The sequence below is a fragment of the Geomonas sp. Red32 genome (assembly GCF_023652955.1).
Lineage (GTDB): Bacteria > Desulfobacterota > Desulfuromonadia > Geobacterales > Geobacteraceae > Geomonas.
In genome coordinates this window covers 519,470-534,242 of the sequence record NZ_JAKLOY010000001.1, presented here as the reverse complement: position 1 = coordinate 534,242, position 14,773 = coordinate 519,470, and the positions used below count along the sequence as shown (strand labels likewise).

Below are 14,773 nucleotides of genomic sequence, written 5' to 3'. Positions count from 1 at the left end.
ATCCCCGCTTCAGTTGGCACTCTTTCTTTCCCTTTTCCGTTTGCATCAGCAAGAGGTAAGCATGAGAGAACTGATTTGCGGCGAGATCCGCCGCTTTGTCCGCGACGACGCCGGCAACCGCTTTCCCGACGGTCAAGCTCCCTACTTCGACGAGCCCCTCGTTGGCTTCACCGCCGCGGCCGACCCCCTCTTCACCGAATACAAGACCGTCATCGGCGACTTCCACTTCACCCCCGCCGAGTTGGCCGAGCGTCTCCCGGAGGACGGGGGATGGGAGCCGAAGACGGTAATCACCTGGGTCCTCCCGATCACCGCCGCCACCCGCGAAACCAACCGCCGCGAAGAGCGTTTCCCCTCGCGCGCCTGGGCCCAGACCCGCAACTTCGGCGAGGCGTTCAACGGCGCACTTCGTCGTCACCTGGTTGCCTTCCTCACCGCCCGTGGCCACCGCGCCTTCGCTCCCCAGTTTCATCCCGCCTGGAAGGAATACGCGGACACCCCGGTCGGCGTCGCCTCCTCCTGGTCCGAGCGCCATGCCGCGTATGCCGCGGGACTTGGCACCTTCAGTCTCAACGACGCGGTGATCACCCCCCGCGGCATCGCCCATCGCTTGGGGAGCGTCGTCACCGATTTGGAGCTCGAGCCCTCCGCGAGGCCGTATCCCAACCACACGCACAACTGTCTCTACTACCGTAACGGCACCTGCGGCGCCTGCATCACCCGCTGCCCCGTTGGCGCGCTGAACAAGGACGGCCACGACAAGAACATCTGCGGCCAGCACGTCTACGGCACTGCCCCCGAGGCCGTCGCCAAGGAGTACGGCGTAACCGCCACCGGCTGCGGCCTCTGCCAAACCAAAGTCCCCTGCGAAAGCCGGATCCCGTAATCCACATTTGCCCAAACTCGCCCTCCCCCTCAAGGGGAGGGCACGGCGATTACCGTAACCATTCTGTCCGCCATGGGTGTGGTGGGGTATTCGCTGTTCAGTACCCATGAGCGATCGCAGTTGCGTGCCCTTACCGTCGTGCTCGCCGAACAGGCGAACGGTTCTCTCGCCATTCCGCTCTGGAACTTTGACCGCTCGCAGATTCTGCAGTCTGCCGAAACTATCATGAAGGAGCGTTCGGCGTACGCCGCGGTAGTCAGAAAAGCCGGTTCCGGTGAATAACTTCTGGCTCTACGGCGCAATCGCCAAGTCATCCTGACCGATAGAGAAGTTCCTTCTGCCGGCCTGCTCAGCCAGGAGCGCTACCGCGAACATCTGGAAACACTGGTGCGGGAGCGCACGGCAGAGCTGGTGGCAAAGAGCGACGAGCTGGAGCAAAAGAACCGGGAGCTGGAAGAGTTCAATAAACTCTTCGTCGGCCGGGAACTGCGGATGGTTGAATTGAAGGAGCGGATCAGGGAGCTGGGAGGGAATACCTGATGAAGGGGGAGCCCGGACCACTTAATGGTTGAGTTGTCACCCGCAAGTCATTACACTCATCCCTCCAGCGTCTGTTCTTGTGAGATCTCTCGACTGCCCTTTTCCTTTACGACAAATTTTCCCGCTCAGCCCGTGCTACCCGTCCCACTGACGTATGGGGTGGAGGCGCTGAGCTACGAGGCTGCCCCATGCAGACTGTTATCCGGATTTTTCGCTCTGTTATTCCTGTCCTAGTCCTTTCAATGCTGGCCGCCTGCGCCGGTGTCGCTCCTTCCCAGCGGCTGACCGCCGAGATGCCGCGGCAGGAGGCGTTCCGGACGGAGGTGAAGCAAGACCCTTCCACCGTTAACGTCGGCGTGGAGATGTCGGCCGCCGAACTGGCCGACACCCTGAACCGGGTGGTCCCCCACGAGCTTTACCGGGGATCCACCTCCACCGACCTTCCCTTCGCGGTGACCCGCAAGGGGCCCATCGCCGTCACCCTGGCCGATAACCGTTGCCAGGTGACCATCCCGGCCGGTATCTCGCTCGGCTACGGCATCATCCAGACCCCGCCCCTCTCCATCAGGCTGAGGTTCGAGGTGGGAGCCCGGGTGACCCCGGACTGGAAGGTGACGGCGGAGGTCCGCTTCCTGGGGCTCTCCGAGGCCCTGCCGGAGGAGCTTCGGGTGGGCCCCTTCTCGGTGAAGCCCAAGAGCCTGGTGAGCGACATGACGCGCCCGCTGCAGGGGACCCTCTCCAAGCTGGCGACTACCAAGTTGAACGAGAAGTTCGATCTGAAAGGAAAGGTGGCGAAGGTCTGGACGGATGCCCAGCAGCCGCTGCTGCTCGACAGCCGCTACGGCGCATGGCTGGTGATGGCTCCCCGGGAGGTGGTGCTCTATCCGCTCTCCCTGCAGAGGGACCGGATGAAGGTGGCGGTGGGGGTTACCTCCCTGGCCCGGGTGGTTGTCGGTCCCCGTCCGGCGGCGGCACGGCCGGTTCCGCTCCCCCCGCTGAAGCTGGCCGGCGGGAGCGACCGTTCCTTCAAGATCTCTCTTGCCACCGACCTTTTTTACCACGACCTCGCCAAGGCGGCTGGTCCGCTGCTGATCGGCAAGGAGCTTGGCCAGGACGGCAAGAGCGTCATCCTGAAGTCGATCGACGTCAGCGGTAATGGAGACCACCTGCAGGTCAAGGTGGAGATGACGGGAACGGTGGAGGGGACCTTCTATCTGACGGGGAGGCCGGTTTTCAAGGCGGAGACCAACCGGTTTGCGATGGAGGACGTCGACTTCGACCTGCAGACCAAGAGTCTCCTGGTGCGGTCCGCCGACTGGCTGCTGCACGGCACCTTCAGGCGCACCATCGAGGAGAAGCTCTCCATGGATCTGACCCTGCGCCTGGAGCAGGCCCGCGAACTGGCGGGAAAATCGCTGGACAGGGTAAAGCTGGCCGACAACGTCTACCTGTCCGGTAAGCTGAACGCGTTGAGACTCAACGATCTACTGGTCCAGCAGGACCGCCTCTCCCTCCAGTTACTCATGGAAGGCGAAAGCGGCATCATCTTCCACTGATCCACACCTTCTCGCCCCCTCGCCCCTTCGGGGGAGGGGGAGGCGAAGGCCGGGTGACGCCAGTTTTCGTCATCCTTGCGCCCTCGCGGCTGTCTCTTTTCCGCACTCCCTCTCCAGCTCCCCGAGTATCCCGATCAGCTCCCGCGACTGCTGCACCATCTCCTCGCAGTACCCCTCCGCCTTTCTGCGGTCTCCCGCGTCGAAGGCCTGGATCGCCAGCTTGCCGAGCTCGTGGACCCGGGCGTGCGGCCCGTCGATGCGCCGGAAATGGCCGGAATGGGTGCAGCGCTCCCGTCCGGTGCCCTGGGCCCACTTTCCGAAGGCGCAGGTGAGATGGGTGGGGAGCGCCTCGGCGTCGACCCTTTTCGCGCCGTCCAGGTGCGCCTTGATGTTGCCCACGAAGACGAGGTGCGCTGCCTTCCCCTTGTTGATGGAGAGGGAAACGTCCTCCTCCACTTTGAACTTGGCCAGCATCGCCATCAGTTCCTTGGCCCGCTCCATCAGTTGGTGAGAGGTCGCCATGCTCCCCCGCGACCCTTCCGAGGCCACCTCGGCGGTAGCCGTCACCTGCTGAATGTTGCCGGCGATCTCGTTGGTGGTTGCCGTCTGCTCTTCGGCGGCGGTGGCGATCTGGCTTACCTGCATGGTCACCGCCTCGATCTGTCCCATGATCAGGTCCAGCGCGGCACCCGAACGCTCGGCGTCCTCGGACCCCTTGTGTACTTCACGCACGCCCGATTCCATCGATTCGACGGCGGCCGAGGTTTCCGACTGGATGGAGCGGATCATGGCGCCGATCTCGCTGGTTGCCTTGGTGGTGCGGACCGCCAGCGCCCTGACCTCGTCGGCCACCACCGCGAAGCCGCGCCCCTGCTCCCCGGCCCGCGCCGCCTCGATTGCCGCATTGAGGGCCAAAAGATTGGTCTGGTCGGCGATATCCTCGATGGTTCCCACGATCTCGCCGATCTCCTTCGATCTCTCCCCCAGCCGTCCCACCGAGTCCGCCACGGCCCGTACCCGTTCCGCGATGCGGTCCATGCCCTGCACCGTTTCCCGCACCACTCGCGCACCGCTGGCGGCGATCTCGTTGGCCTGGGTGCCGGCCTGCGCCGCCTGTCCGCAGCTTTGGGCGATCTCGCTCGAGGTGCAGGACATCTCTTCGCTGGCGGTGGCGATCGAGGCCGCCCTGACCGCCAATTGCTCGGCGCTGGCAGTGATGGCCGCCGACTCGGCGTGTACCTGGTCGGAACCGATCACCACCTGGATCCCGTCCCTGGTCACCGTCTGCACCATGTCGTGCACCACCTTCATGAAGACGTTGAACCAGTGGGCGAGCTGGCCGAGCTCGTCCTTGGAATGCTCCTCCAGACGCTGGGTCAGGTCTCCCTCCCCCTGGGCGATCCCGCGCAGCATCCCGATGAGGCTCTTCAGCGGCTTCGTGATGCTCCTTGAGGCCATGAACGCTGAGAAGGAGCCGAGGATGACGGCAAATACCAGGGAGAGCAGCAATCCCGTCCTGGCCGTATGGTAAAGGGTCACCGCCTCGGTGTACCGGTAATCCACCCGTTGTTTCTGGAACTGCTGCATGGCGGCAAAGCTCTCCAGCATCTCCTGGTTACGCTTGGGTGCCTCCTTGATCAGGATCTCGCGCGCCTGCGGCAATCTTCCCTGCATGGCGAGATCGAGCACCCGGTTGTTGACCTCGGTCGCTTCCTTGGTCGAGCTCTTCATCCGGCCGATGATCGCCTTCCCCTCCGGCAGGCTCTCCATCTCGTCGAGTTTGGCGATGCATTCCCGGTAGATCCCCCGGTAGCCGTCGAGCTTCGCGCGCTCGGCTTCGCGGGCGGCCGCGTCCTCGAGGATGGTGATCCTGTTCACGGTGCCGGTGACGTTTTGAATCGCTTCGTACGCCTCCAGGGAGGTGTTCAGCTTGACGAAGTTACTCTTCACCACGTGGTCCACCTGCTCCTGGACCTGTGACATCCGGTACAGTCCCAGCAGGGCGATGATCATGAGGAGGAACACCATGAACCCGAAGCCCATGGCGAGTTTGGTCCCGATCCTTAAATCTTTCATGCTACCTCCACGTCAGTTGTTGCCGCCTTACTGATCGACAGGATTTCAATGAACTTAAGGACAAAAGTTGACTCATGCAAGGTAGGAGAAAACCCGAGGTAAAGTGGTGTGTTACCTGTGATTGGCTTGGGAGAGGTCGTTGGAGGAAAAGTGCGGGAGTGGTGAAGACGGAGTGGTGAAGACGGAGTGGTGAAGACGGAGTGGCGAAGACGGAGTGGCGAAGACGGAGTGGCGAAGACGGAGTGGCGAAGACGGAGTGGCGAAGAGGGAGTGGCGAAGAGGGAGTGGCGAAGAGGGAGTGGGGAAGAGGGAGTGGGGGTGGATTGGCTACCGCTTGGACGGGCAGGCTGCTACTTAGGAGGCGCCATGGTCTGCAGGGCCTCCCGGATCAGTTCGGAGACCTTCTTGTTTTCCTCAGCGGAAAGTTTTTCGAGCATCTGCCGTTCCTCGTCACTGACGCGGACGGATACCACATTGTATCGAGGATGCTTTTTGCTTTTAGCCATTCGATAAGCTCTCTGCTGGCACTCTGACCGCCGTTGTCAAAATCCGCCCCGTACAACTTTTTGAGTATACAGGATGAACAGGAACTTGTTTTAAAAAAATGTATACTTTAAAACTCAAGATAGATCAAGTTAATTGGAGCGACAGGTGAAAATCTGCGCACTGCGCTAAATGCGCGATAAAACAGCGACCTGCCACCCAGGTTCACCTGTGTCTGAGACGCCCACGCCCGCTAAGCCCCGCTTTTCCTGGCCCTCGTTGTTTTAAATTTCCGACGGCGTATCCGTCCCTTGTGGCAAGCGTCCCCACCCCCTGGCCCCCTCCCTCAAGGGGAGGGGGAGGGGCGATGGTTCCCTCCCTTCAAGGGGAGGGACGGCGTGAGGATGGGGGGACGCCCTCAACTCGGCCGGTACACCTTCAACAGCGCCTCGGCCATTTCGGCCGGGGTGGCGGCCACGCTGATGCCGCATTCCTTGAGCACCGCCACCTTCTCGGTAGCGGTCCCCTTGCCGCCGGAGATGATGGCGCCCGCATGCCCCATCCTCTTTCCCGGGGGGGCGGTGACCCCTGCGATGTAAGCCGCCACCGGCTTCTTCATATGCTCCTTCACGAACCGGGCGGCTTCCTCCTCGGCGTTCCCCCCGATCTCGCCGATCATGATGACCGCTTCGGTATCCGGGTCCTCCTCGAAGAGCCTCAGGCAGTCGATGTGGCTGGTGCCGTTGACCGGGTCGCCGCCGATCCCGACGCAGGTGGACTGGCCGAGCCCCACGTTGGTGAGCTGCCAGACCGCCTCGTAGGTGAGGGTGCCGGAACGGGAGACCACGCCGACCTTGCCCGGCTTGTGGATGTAGCCGGGCATGATGCCGATCTTACACTGGCCGGGGGTGATCACGCCGGGGCAGTTCGGCCCCACCAGGCGGGTATTTCTTCCTTTCAGGTACTGCTTGACCTTGACCATGTCGAGGACCGGGATCCCCTCGGTGATGCAGCAGACGAGCTCGATTCCGGCATCCACCGCTTCCATGATGGAATCGGCAGCGAACGGTGGCGGTACGTAGATGACGGAGGCGGTGGCGCCGGTGGCGGCTACGGCGTCGGTCACCGTGTCGAAGACCGGGAAGCCGTCGATGGTGGTTCCCCCTTTGCCCGGGGTGACACCTCCCACCATACTGGTACCGTACTCGCGGGCTCCCTGGGCGTGGAAGAGGCCGGTGGCGCCGGTGATCCCCTGGGTGATGACTCTGGTGTTCTTGTCGATCAGGATGCTCATGGTCCCCCTCCTAAGTGGCCGCGGCTACGGCCTGGACGATTTTCTTGGCGCCGTCGGCCATGCCGTCGGCGGCGACGATGTTGAGGCCGCTTTCCTTCAAGAGGCGCTTCCCCTGGTCCACGTTGGTCCCCTCCAGCCGGACCACCAGCGGCACCTTGATCTCGACCTGCTTGGCCGCCTCGATGACCCCGGTGGCGATCACGTCGCACTTCATGATCCCGCCGAAGATGTTCACCAGGATACCCTTCACGTTTTTGTCGGAAAGGATGATCTTGAAAGCCTCGGTGACCCGCTCGATGGTCGCCCCGCCCCCGACGTCGAGGAAGTTGGCGGGATCGCCGCCGTAGTGCTTGATGATGTCCATGGTCGCCATGGCGAGACCGGCCCCGTTGACCAGGCAGCCGATGTTGCCGTTCAGGGAGATGTAGGAGAGGTCGTGCTGGGAGGCTTCCACCTCGTTGGCGTCCTCCTCGTCGAAGTCGCGCATGTCCCCTATCTGCAGATGGCGGAACATCGCGTTATCGTCGAAGCCGAACTTGGCGTCCAGCGCCAGCAGTTCGTCTTCCTTGGTGACCACCAGCGGGTTGATCTCCAGAAGCGAGCAGTCGCAGGCGATGAAGGTCGTGTAGAGCGATTGGAGGAGCTTGACCGTTTTGGTGAGGAGCTTCCCGGTGAGGCCGAGGCTGAAGGCGAGTTTCCTGCACTGGAACGGAGTGAGGCCCGCCAAGGGATCGACCGTCTCCATGAAGATCTTTTCCGGCGTCTTGGCGGCCACCTCCTCGATGTCCATCCCTCCCTCGGTGGAGGCCATCACGGTCACCTTGGAGGTAGCGCGGTCGACCAAGAGGCTCACATAGAGCTCGCGGCCGATGTTGCAGCCGTTCTCGATCAGCACCCGGTGGACGACCTTCCCCTCCGGGCCTGTCTGGTGGGTCCTGAGCGTCATCCCCAGCATGTCGCGGGCGATCAGCTGCACCTCGTCCGGAGTCCGCGCGAGCTTTACGCCCCCCCCCTTGCCGCGGCCGCCGGCGTGGATCTGGGCCTTGACCACCCATGGCCCTTCCCCGAGCCGCTTGGCCCACTCGCGAGCGCTCGCCCCGTTGTAGCAGACGTGCCCGTCCGGGACCGGCACGCCGAATTTCCTCAGAATCGCCTTGGCCTGGTACTCGTGAATATTCATCTCCCCCTCCTGGTGATCATCAAATCGTCGACAATAATGAGAGAACGCTTGTTTGAAAGTGACGTATACAGCAAAAAACGTGTAGTATCAAGTAATTTTAGGTTGTCTGATGGTTTTTGGCGATATTTTCTTTTGTGATGTTTTATTGGAGGCGGGCTTTGGCGGGGGTTGCCGTGCATGTTTAAGCCATTTTAAAACATAAAAAGAGAACATTGTTCCAAACGGGAGAAAGTGCGCGCCGGAATAGAACACAAAAAAGGGGCGTCACGGTTTCCCGTGACGCCCCTTTCACTGCATTCCCGCGGTACGGGATCAGTATTCTTCCTGCGGCTCCAGTCCGACGACGGGTTCGGCAACCTCGGCCGTAAGCTTGCCGTTCAGGCAGGCCTTCATACGGTCCATGTCGAGCTCTTTCTCCCAGCGGGAGACCACCACGGTGGCGACCCCGTTGCCGACCAGGTTGGTCAGGGCGCGGGCCTCGGACATGAAGCGGTCGATGCCGAGGATGAGGGCAAGGCCGGCGACCGGAATGCTCGGGATGGCGGTGAAGGTGGCGGCCAGGGTGACGAAGCCGCTACCGGTCACGCCGGCGGCCCCTTTGGAGGTCAGCATCAGCACGGCCAGGATGGTGACGGTCTGGGTAACGGTGAGGTGGGTGTTGGTGGCCTGGGCCACGAAGACGGCGGCCATGGTCAGGTAGATGGAGGTACCGTCCAGGTTGAAGGAGTAGCCGGTCGGGATGACGAGGCCTACCACCGACTTGGTGCAGCCGAGGTTCTCGAGCTTGGCCATCATGCGGGGCAGTGCCGATTCGGAGGAGGAGGTGCCGAGCACGATGAGGAGCTCTTCCTTGATGTAGGCGATGAACTTGAAGATGTTGAAGCCGCAGATCCTGGCGATGATCCCGAGCACCACGAAGATGAACAGGAGGCAGGTGAGGTAGAAGCACCCCATGAAGGCCCCGAGCTTGGAGAGGGAGCCGACGCCGAACTTGCCGATGGTGAAGGCCATGGCACCGAAGGCGCCGATCGGGGCGGCTTTCATGATGTAGTTGACCACCCCGAAGAAGGCGTGGGCGGTCCGGTCGATGAACTGGTAAACGGGCTTCCCTTTCTCGCCCATGGCGGAGAGGGCGAAGCCGAAGAGGAGCGCGAAGAGGAGCACCTGGAGGATGTCACCCTTGGCGAAAGCGTCCACCACCGAGGAGGGGATGATGTTCATCAGGAATTCCACGGTGTTGGTGGATTTGGCCTGGGTGGTGATGGTGGCCAGCGCCTTGGTGTCGATCTTGCTCACGTCGGCGTTGAAGCCGACCCCCGGCTGCAGGAAGGTGACCACCGAAAGACCGATGGCGAGGGCCAGCGAGGAGACGATTTCGAAGTAGAGAAGGGCCTTGGCGCCGACGCGCCCGACCTTCTTCATGTCGTCCATGCCGGCGATCCCGGTTACCACGGTGCAGAAGATGACCGGGGTGATGATCATCTTGATCAGCTTGATGAAGGCCTCGCCGAGCGGCTTCATGGCGACCCCGGCCTCGGGGTAGAAATTCCCCAAGGCGACGCCGATTGCAATGGCAGTCAGTACCTGCACGTACAGATGCTGATAAAACTTCTTACCTTTCATGGTGATCTCCTTTTCAGCGTATGGTTAGCGACAGCAATAACGTCACCGGATCAGCGTGATGATGCCGGCCATAGCTCCCGGCCGTTTTAATATTTAGAACAATGTTAGCAACTAACATACCAAGGGGAGGCGGCGGCAGGTGATGCGGGGAGGGCAGGGCGTTGCCGTATACAGTGCCCCGCATGGATGGGGCCGAATGGGTATAACCTGCGTTAAGTGGCTGGTAGGGGGAGCATATGCAGATGATGGGTAAATATGGAGTATATGGCGTCTATAACCATGGTTATCGTTATAACCCTGGTTATAGCCATTGGGCCGGAAGGGGTGCTTTGGGGGCAGGGAAGCACAAGACGCCGGTTTATTTCTCAGCTGTAAAATCTACCCTCACCCGGCCTTCGGCCACACTCTCCCCCCAAAGGAGCGAGGGTATAGATACGTGTGAGGAGAGGATGGGGGGATCGTTCAAGCGTGGGCAAAAAGAAAGGGCGCCGTTTCGGGCGCCCTTGACGATGGTATTACATGGCAGCGAGTAGATCAGGCCGGGGTAGGGGATGCTATTCCCTCGGTATCGTCGTCGTCCTCCTCGATTGCTGCAGCTGGAGCAATGTACTGCCCGGCGAGGACCGCCCGTAATCTGTCGTTGTCCACCGATTTTTCCCACTTGGCGACCACCACGCAGGCCACCGCGTTGCCGATCATGTTGGTGAGGGCCCGGCAGGTAGCCATGAACCAGTCGACACCGAGGAGGAGAACCAGGCCGGAGACCGGCAGGGTGTGCAGAGAGGAGAGCGTGGCGGCCAGGCAGATAAAGCCGCCACCGGCAACCGCGGCGGCCCCTTTGGAGGTCAAAAGGAGCACCAGCAGGATGGTCAGCTGCTCGCCGATGCTGAGCTTGATGTTGAAAGCCTGGGCGATGAAGACCGCTGCCATGGTGAGATAGATGGAGGTGCCGTCCAAGTTGAAGGAGTACCCGGTCGGGATCACCAGCCCGACGACTCCGGACTCGATGCCGAGGTTCTCCAGCTTCGTCATCAGGCGCGGCAGCACGGTCTCCGAAGAGGAGGTCCCCATTACGATGAAGAACTCTTCGCTTATGTACTTGAAGAGTCTCCAGAGGCTGAAGCCGGCCAGCTTGCTGACGATGCCGAGGATTATCACCACGAAGAGGAGGGCGGTCCCCCAGACGCCGAGCAGGAGCTCACCGAGGCCGGAGAGGGTGCTGGTGCCGAACTTGGCCACCGCGAAGGCGATGGCGGCGCCGGCGCCGATCGGGGCGAGCTGCATGATGTAGTGGATGCATTTGAAGAAGCCCTGGGTGACATCGTCGATCAGCTCGACCACCCGCTTCCCTTTCTCGCCGAGGGCCGCCATGGCGGCGCCGAAGAGGACGGCAAAGAAGAGGACCTGCAGGATGTCGCCCTTGGTGAAGGCGTCGAAGACCGTCTCCGGGATGATGTTCATGAGGAAGTCGGAGGTGCTCAGGTGCTTGGCCCCCTCGGTGAACTTAGCGATCTGGCCGACATCGAGGGTTTTGGGGTCGGCGTTGATGCCGGTGCCCGGCTGGAGCCAGTTGACCATGGCCAGGCCGATGAGCATGGCGAAGGTGGTGAGTAATTCGAAGTACAGGAGGGCCTTGACGCCGACCCGGCCGACTTTCTTCATGTCACCCATCTTGGCGATGCCGACCACCACCGTTCCGAAGACGATGGGGGCGATGACGAAGCGGATCATCTTTATGAAGCCGGTGCCGAGCGGCCTGAGTGCCTTGGCGCTCTCCGGAGCCAGGTAGCCGATCAGGACGCCGATGACCATACCGACGCTCACCCTGAACAGCAGGGAGCCAAAGAACGCGCGTTTCTTGCTGATTGAACCTGCTTGCACCACACCGATGCTGCTCGACATCACTTCCTCCTTCACGATCCATGTAATTCCCTTGACGCGGCCGGCGGTTATCGCCATGGGGCCGAAAGGTTGCTCAAGGGCCAAGAGAAGGTGGCAAGCCATGTACCAAGGATGCCGAAGTGGGTAACGTCCCGAAAACCGTATACAAAATGGGATAAAGGAGGGAGGCGGGATCGTGAAAGGTTATAACCGCTCCGCTGCCCGGGACGGCCGGGTGGGTGTTAATGAGTAGCAAAAACAGCTAAATAGGGAATTATGCCGAAGGTTATAATTATAATGAAAGTTATGCCTAAACCATCGCCCCGCCACCCCTCCTTCCACCCGCTATCCGGAAAGGGAATATGTTGCAGGAGCTGTAAGCCCCTCCCCTCCTCAAGTTCTCAAAACGTGGTCCATTCATTGAGCGCGGTGACGACCGGCATGATGGCCCGTGCCCCCTCCACCACGGAGGCCAGGGGGGCACGGGCGGTCTTCACGCCGATGCCGGTCCGTTGCTCCAGGTAACCACGAATGCCGGGAACGAGCGCTCCCCCACCCGTAAGACAGATCCCGCTGTCAATGATCTCGCATCCGATGTCATCAGGCAGGTCACGCAGAAAGGCGTCGACGGTATCGGCGATTTCTTCCGCCACCGGTCCCAACGCGGCAGCCACCATCACGTTTGCCGGGTGGTGGGGAGGGCGCATCAGTCCGCACCCAAACAGCAAGGCGTCTCCATCGGCTTCGGCCAAAGCCGGACGCCCGGAGTCGCGCACCGCAACGACGATTGCGTTGCGCATCCGGCCACAGCCCGTTCTGATCGCGCAGGTAGCGGCGATCCGGCCCGCGCGAATCACCGCGCAGTCGGTGACCCCCTCGCCGATATCGACTACCATCTGAGCGTACGGCGAGGAAACGTCGAGTCCTGAGCCGATGGCGGCGGCGAGCGGTTCGGGGATCACCGAAAGCGAGGCGGCCCCGGACCTGAAGATGGAATCGATCAGGATCTGCCTCTCCTCCTTCTTGGCATCGCTGGGAGCGCACGCCAGGACCTGCGGCTTGAGGACGCCGAACATCCGGGTACGGTCCAGGAGAGGTTTCAGTATTGCGACGACCGTTTCACTGTCGACGACGACTCCGGCGAGCAGTCCCCGTTTACTGCCGAGCCGGGACGGGTGCTCCATAAATGGGGCCATTCCCGAGGCAATGCGTATCGTTGCGGTGCCGACATCCAGGGCGACGTGCTGCCGCCACGGTCCGTGGAGACCTTTGAGCATGGCTGCGTTCCTTAAGGGTGGCGATGCGGTGGCGCCACCGCATCACTTCGGGGTGACCGTGAATTCCCTGCGGCAGCTGTTACAGCGGAAATGGAGGTGGTCGATCCGCTTGTGATGGTCGTATGAGCCGCAGTGGTTGCAGGCGATTCGCCGGTGCAGCGCAGCATAGACGATAGCGCTGAAGAACTGACTCATTGATTCCTCCCGGAGAGTTGAGCTCTTCTCCTGGTTCTTTCCCTTGATCAGGTTAATCCTTTTCTTCCGGTACGCAAACCTGGGAGGCTTGCCGCCTCCCAGGCGCAGATGGGGTCAGGCCTCGTTTCCCTGGCCTACCGGGGAAGCGGCGCCCTTGCCAGACCGGTTTTCCAGCTCCAGCACGATCGGACTCGCGACAAAAATGGAAGAATAGGTGCCGACGGCGATGCCGACCACCAGGGCCAGGGCAAAGTCGTGGATCACCTCGCCGCCGAGTAGCAGCAAAGAGGTGGCCGCCAGGAAGGTGGTAAGCGAGGTGATCACCGTCCGGGACAGCACATCGTTGATGCCTTCGTTAAATACCTTCGCCAACGGGTCGTTCAGGTTCTTGTGCAGCTTCTCCCTGATCCGGTCGAAAACCACTACGGTGTCGGTCAAAGAGTACCCGGCGATCGTCAGCAATGCGGTTATGAAGAGAAGGTTTATTTCCCTGTCCAGGACGTAGAACACTGCGATCATGGCCAGCACATCGTGGAGGGTGGCCAGCATGGCTCCGATGCCGAACTTGAAATCGAAGCGCCACGCTATGTAGATGATGATCCCGAGCATGGAGATGCCGACCGCGACCAAGGTGTCTTTTTTCAGTTTTTCTCCGATGGACGGCCCGACCTCGGAGGAGCTTTCCACCACGAAGGCGTTGTCGGGAAACTCCCTTTTGAAGAGCTCCGCGATGGTTTCGGCGACCTTGCCGGTGCCCAGCGTGGTCTTGCCGACCTTGATGAGGAGTTTGTTCCCCTCCTTGACCTCCTGGAGATTCGCCTCCTTGAGATGGTTGCGGGCCAGGACCTCCCGCGCCTTTTCGATAGAGACGGGGTGGCGGAATTCGAGCTGAACGGAGGTGCCGCCAGAAAAATCGATTCCCATGTTCGCCTCGTTTCTGGCGATTTGGACCAGGCCGATGATGCCGATCAGCGCAAATATAGCTGAAATTGCGAAGGAGATTCTTCTCTTGCCGATGAAATCTATGGTTGTCGCCTTGATGAGTTGCATTGATGTCTCCTGGATGACGGGGGGCTGGACGAATCCGCCGGAACGCCCGGGCAGCATATCGGCGCTGTCTTGCGGGCAGGGCCCCTGATCCCGTCGATCGGTTTCGCGCATGACGCAGAACAGCCGTTCATCCTCCCTCGGCGTGGCGATGGCAAGGATTGCGGCTTGTGGTGGAGCTAGGATGCGGGTGGGTTAGACGGAAGCGGGTGGCGCCCTGGAGGGGACTGCGGCATCGAAGACTGGGAAGGCCGGATGGGATGCGAGGGTAAGGGCCGGCAGGGAAAACACCGGTCGCAGGATGACGGCAACCGCGCTGCCGAGATCGGCATGCGGCGCAGCTTTCAATACCCTTGTCTGGGGGGATTTTATCTGGTCCTTGACGAGGACCACTGAATGAGGCTTGGGTATCGAGACTTTTGAGAGGGTCGCTTCGTAGAAACTGGAAAGGGTAGGAACGTGGATCCCTTGGGAGACGAAGAATATCGAGACCGTCAGCAGTAACGGCAGCAGATATGTCCGGTATTTAAGAGAGATCCCAAAAGCCATGTTCCATGCTTATAGCAATTTACCTCAAGTTTCAAGTCTTAAACTCCGCCATAGGGGGCACGAGAGAAAAGGTAAACGTACCGCGTGTCCTTCATCGAATGCCGTAGCGGACCATTTGGATTTCCCGGCCCCGGGATGCCGCCACAGGATCGGTACAGGAGTAGGGCTCCCGATGGGGCGGAGGTG

At 61.2% G+C, this 14,773-nt stretch carries 14 protein-coding genes; 4 read left to right on the top strand and 10 right to left on the bottom strand.

All coding sequences use genetic code 11. From position 1 onward, the window contains the following. Positions 1 to 61 precede the first annotated feature (61 nt). The 4 genes from L4X63_RS02395 (at position 62) to L4X63_RS02385 (ending at position 2,982) form a co-directional block, all read left to right on the top strand. Positions 62 to 886, top strand: a complete 825-nt coding sequence (locus L4X63_RS02395) for an epoxyqueuosine reductase (protein WP_250676985.1) — start codon at positions 62 to 64, stop codon at positions 884 to 886. Between the two features lie 72 nt (positions 887 to 958). Next, positions 959 to 1,168 carry a hypothetical protein gene (locus L4X63_RS02390; protein ID WP_250676984.1) on the top strand — a complete coding sequence of 70 codons (210 nt, stop codon included), beginning with the start codon at positions 959 to 961 and terminating at the stop codon, positions 1,166 to 1,168. Between the two features lie 129 nt (positions 1,169 to 1,297). Further along, complete coding sequence (locus tag L4X63_RS23570; protein WP_284694443.1) at positions 1,298 to 1,426, top strand: hypothetical protein; 129 nt, start codon at positions 1,298 to 1,300, stop codon at positions 1,424 to 1,426. A gap of 242 nt (positions 1,427 to 1,668) precedes the next feature. Further along, positions 1,669 to 2,982, top strand: coding sequence for a DUF4403 family protein (locus L4X63_RS02385; RefSeq protein WP_250676983.1), 1,314 nt, complete (start codon positions 1,669 to 1,671; stop codon positions 2,980 to 2,982). A gap of 69 nt (positions 2,983 to 3,051) precedes the next feature. Here L4X63_RS02385 and L4X63_RS02380 read toward each other — a convergent pair whose 3' ends face one another. The 10 genes from L4X63_RS02380 to L4X63_RS02335 all read right to left on the bottom strand — a co-directional run bounded on the left by L4X63_RS02380 (position 3,052) and on the right by L4X63_RS02335 (position 14,587). Further along, complete coding sequence (locus L4X63_RS02380) at positions 3,052 to 5,058, bottom strand: methyl-accepting chemotaxis protein (RefSeq protein WP_250676982.1); 2,007 nt, start codon at positions 5,056 to 5,058, stop codon at positions 3,052 to 3,054. A gap of 350 nt (positions 5,059 to 5,408) precedes the next feature. Beyond that, on the bottom strand, positions 5,409 to 5,564 hold the full coding sequence (locus L4X63_RS02375; protein ID WP_250676981.1) for a DUF6290 family protein: 156 nt from the start codon (positions 5,562 to 5,564) through the stop codon (positions 5,409 to 5,411). A gap of 395 nt (positions 5,565 to 5,959) precedes the next feature. After that, the gene (sucD, locus tag L4X63_RS02370; RefSeq protein ID WP_250676980.1) at positions 5,960 to 6,835 is read right to left on the bottom strand and encodes a succinate--CoA ligase subunit alpha; all 876 of its coding nucleotides are present in this window, start codon (positions 6,833 to 6,835) and stop codon (positions 5,960 to 5,962) included. Between the two features lie 10 nt (positions 6,836 to 6,845). Further along, positions 6,846 to 8,015 carry an ADP-forming succinate--CoA ligase subunit beta gene (gene sucC / locus L4X63_RS02365; protein WP_250676979.1) on the bottom strand — a complete coding sequence of 390 codons (1,170 nt, stop codon included), beginning with the start codon at positions 8,013 to 8,015 and terminating at the stop codon, positions 6,846 to 6,848. A 312-nt stretch (positions 8,016 to 8,327) separates the two neighbouring features. Then, positions 8,328 to 9,638 (bottom strand): dicarboxylate/amino acid:cation symporter, encoded by a 1,311-nt coding sequence (locus L4X63_RS02360; protein ID WP_250676978.1) that lies wholly within the window; start codon positions 9,636 to 9,638, stop codon positions 8,328 to 8,330. 534 nt (positions 9,639 to 10,172) lie between these two features. After that, positions 10,173 to 11,642, bottom strand: coding sequence for a C4-dicarboxylate transporter DctA (dctA, locus tag L4X63_RS02355; RefSeq protein ID WP_284694442.1), 1,470 nt, complete (start codon positions 11,640 to 11,642; stop codon positions 10,173 to 10,175). 278 nt (positions 11,643 to 11,920) lie between these two features. Beyond that, positions 11,921 to 12,715, bottom strand: a complete 795-nt coding sequence (locus tag L4X63_RS02350) for a rod shape-determining protein (protein WP_250676977.1) — start codon at positions 12,713 to 12,715, stop codon at positions 11,921 to 11,923. 123 nt (positions 12,716 to 12,838) lie between these two features. Continuing rightward, on the bottom strand, positions 12,839 to 12,991 hold the full coding sequence (locus L4X63_RS02345) for a hypothetical protein (RefSeq protein ID WP_250676976.1): 153 nt from the start codon (positions 12,989 to 12,991) through the stop codon (positions 12,839 to 12,841). A 114-nt stretch (positions 12,992 to 13,105) separates the two neighbouring features. Further along, positions 13,106 to 14,041 (bottom strand): protein translocase subunit SecF, encoded by a 936-nt coding sequence (secF, locus tag L4X63_RS02340; RefSeq protein ID WP_250676975.1) that lies wholly within the window; start codon positions 14,039 to 14,041, stop codon positions 13,106 to 13,108. 192 nt (positions 14,042 to 14,233) lie between these two features. Then, complete coding sequence (locus L4X63_RS02335; protein ID WP_250676974.1) at positions 14,234 to 14,587, bottom strand: hypothetical protein; 354 nt, start codon at positions 14,585 to 14,587, stop codon at positions 14,234 to 14,236. Positions 14,588 to 14,773: the final 186 nt, after the last annotated feature.

Bases quoted from the DNA above. Each gene is read 5' to 3' on its own strand.
- sucC (WP_250676979.1), bottom strand. From the start codon at position 8,015: ATGAATATTCACGAGTACCAGGCCAAGGCGATTCTGAGGAAATTCGGC.
- L4X63_RS02335 (WP_250676974.1), bottom strand. From the start codon at position 14,587: ATGGCTTTTGGGATCTCTCTTAAATACCGGACATATCTGCTGCCGTTA.
- L4X63_RS02345 (WP_250676976.1), bottom strand. From the start codon at position 12,991: ATGAGTCAGTTCTTCAGCGCTATCGTCTATGCTGCGCTGCACCGGCGA.
- L4X63_RS02360 (WP_250676978.1), bottom strand. From the start codon at position 9,638: ATGAAAGGTAAGAAGTTTTATCAGCATCTGTACGTGCAGGTACTGACT.
- dctA (WP_284694442.1), bottom strand. From the start codon at position 11,642: ATGGCTTGCCACCTTCTCTTGGCCCTTGAGCAACCTTTCGGCCCCATG.
- L4X63_RS02380 (WP_250676982.1), bottom strand. From the start codon at position 5,058: ATGAAAGATTTAAGGATCGGGACCAAACTCGCCATGGGCTTCGGGTTC.
- sucD (WP_250676980.1), bottom strand. From the start codon at position 6,835: ATGAGCATCCTGATCGACAAGAACACCAGAGTCATCACCCAGGGGATC.
- secF (WP_250676975.1), bottom strand. From the start codon at position 14,041: ATGCAACTCATCAAGGCGACAACCATAGATTTCATCGGCAAGAGAAGA.
- L4X63_RS02350 (WP_250676977.1), bottom strand. From the start codon at position 12,715: ATGGCCCCATTTATGGAGCACCCGTCCCGGCTCGGCAGTAAACGGGGA.
- L4X63_RS02375 (WP_250676981.1), bottom strand. From the start codon at position 5,564: ATGGCTAAAAGCAAAAAGCATCCTCGATACAATGTGGTATCCGTCCGC.
- L4X63_RS02385 (WP_250676983.1), top strand. From the start codon at position 1,669: ATGCTGGCCGCCTGCGCCGGTGTCGCTCCTTCCCAGCGGCTGACCGCC.
- L4X63_RS02390 (WP_250676984.1), top strand. From the start codon at position 959: ATGGGTGTGGTGGGGTATTCGCTGTTCAGTACCCATGAGCGATCGCAG.
- L4X63_RS02395 (WP_250676985.1), top strand. From the start codon at position 62: ATGAGAGAACTGATTTGCGGCGAGATCCGCCGCTTTGTCCGCGACGAC.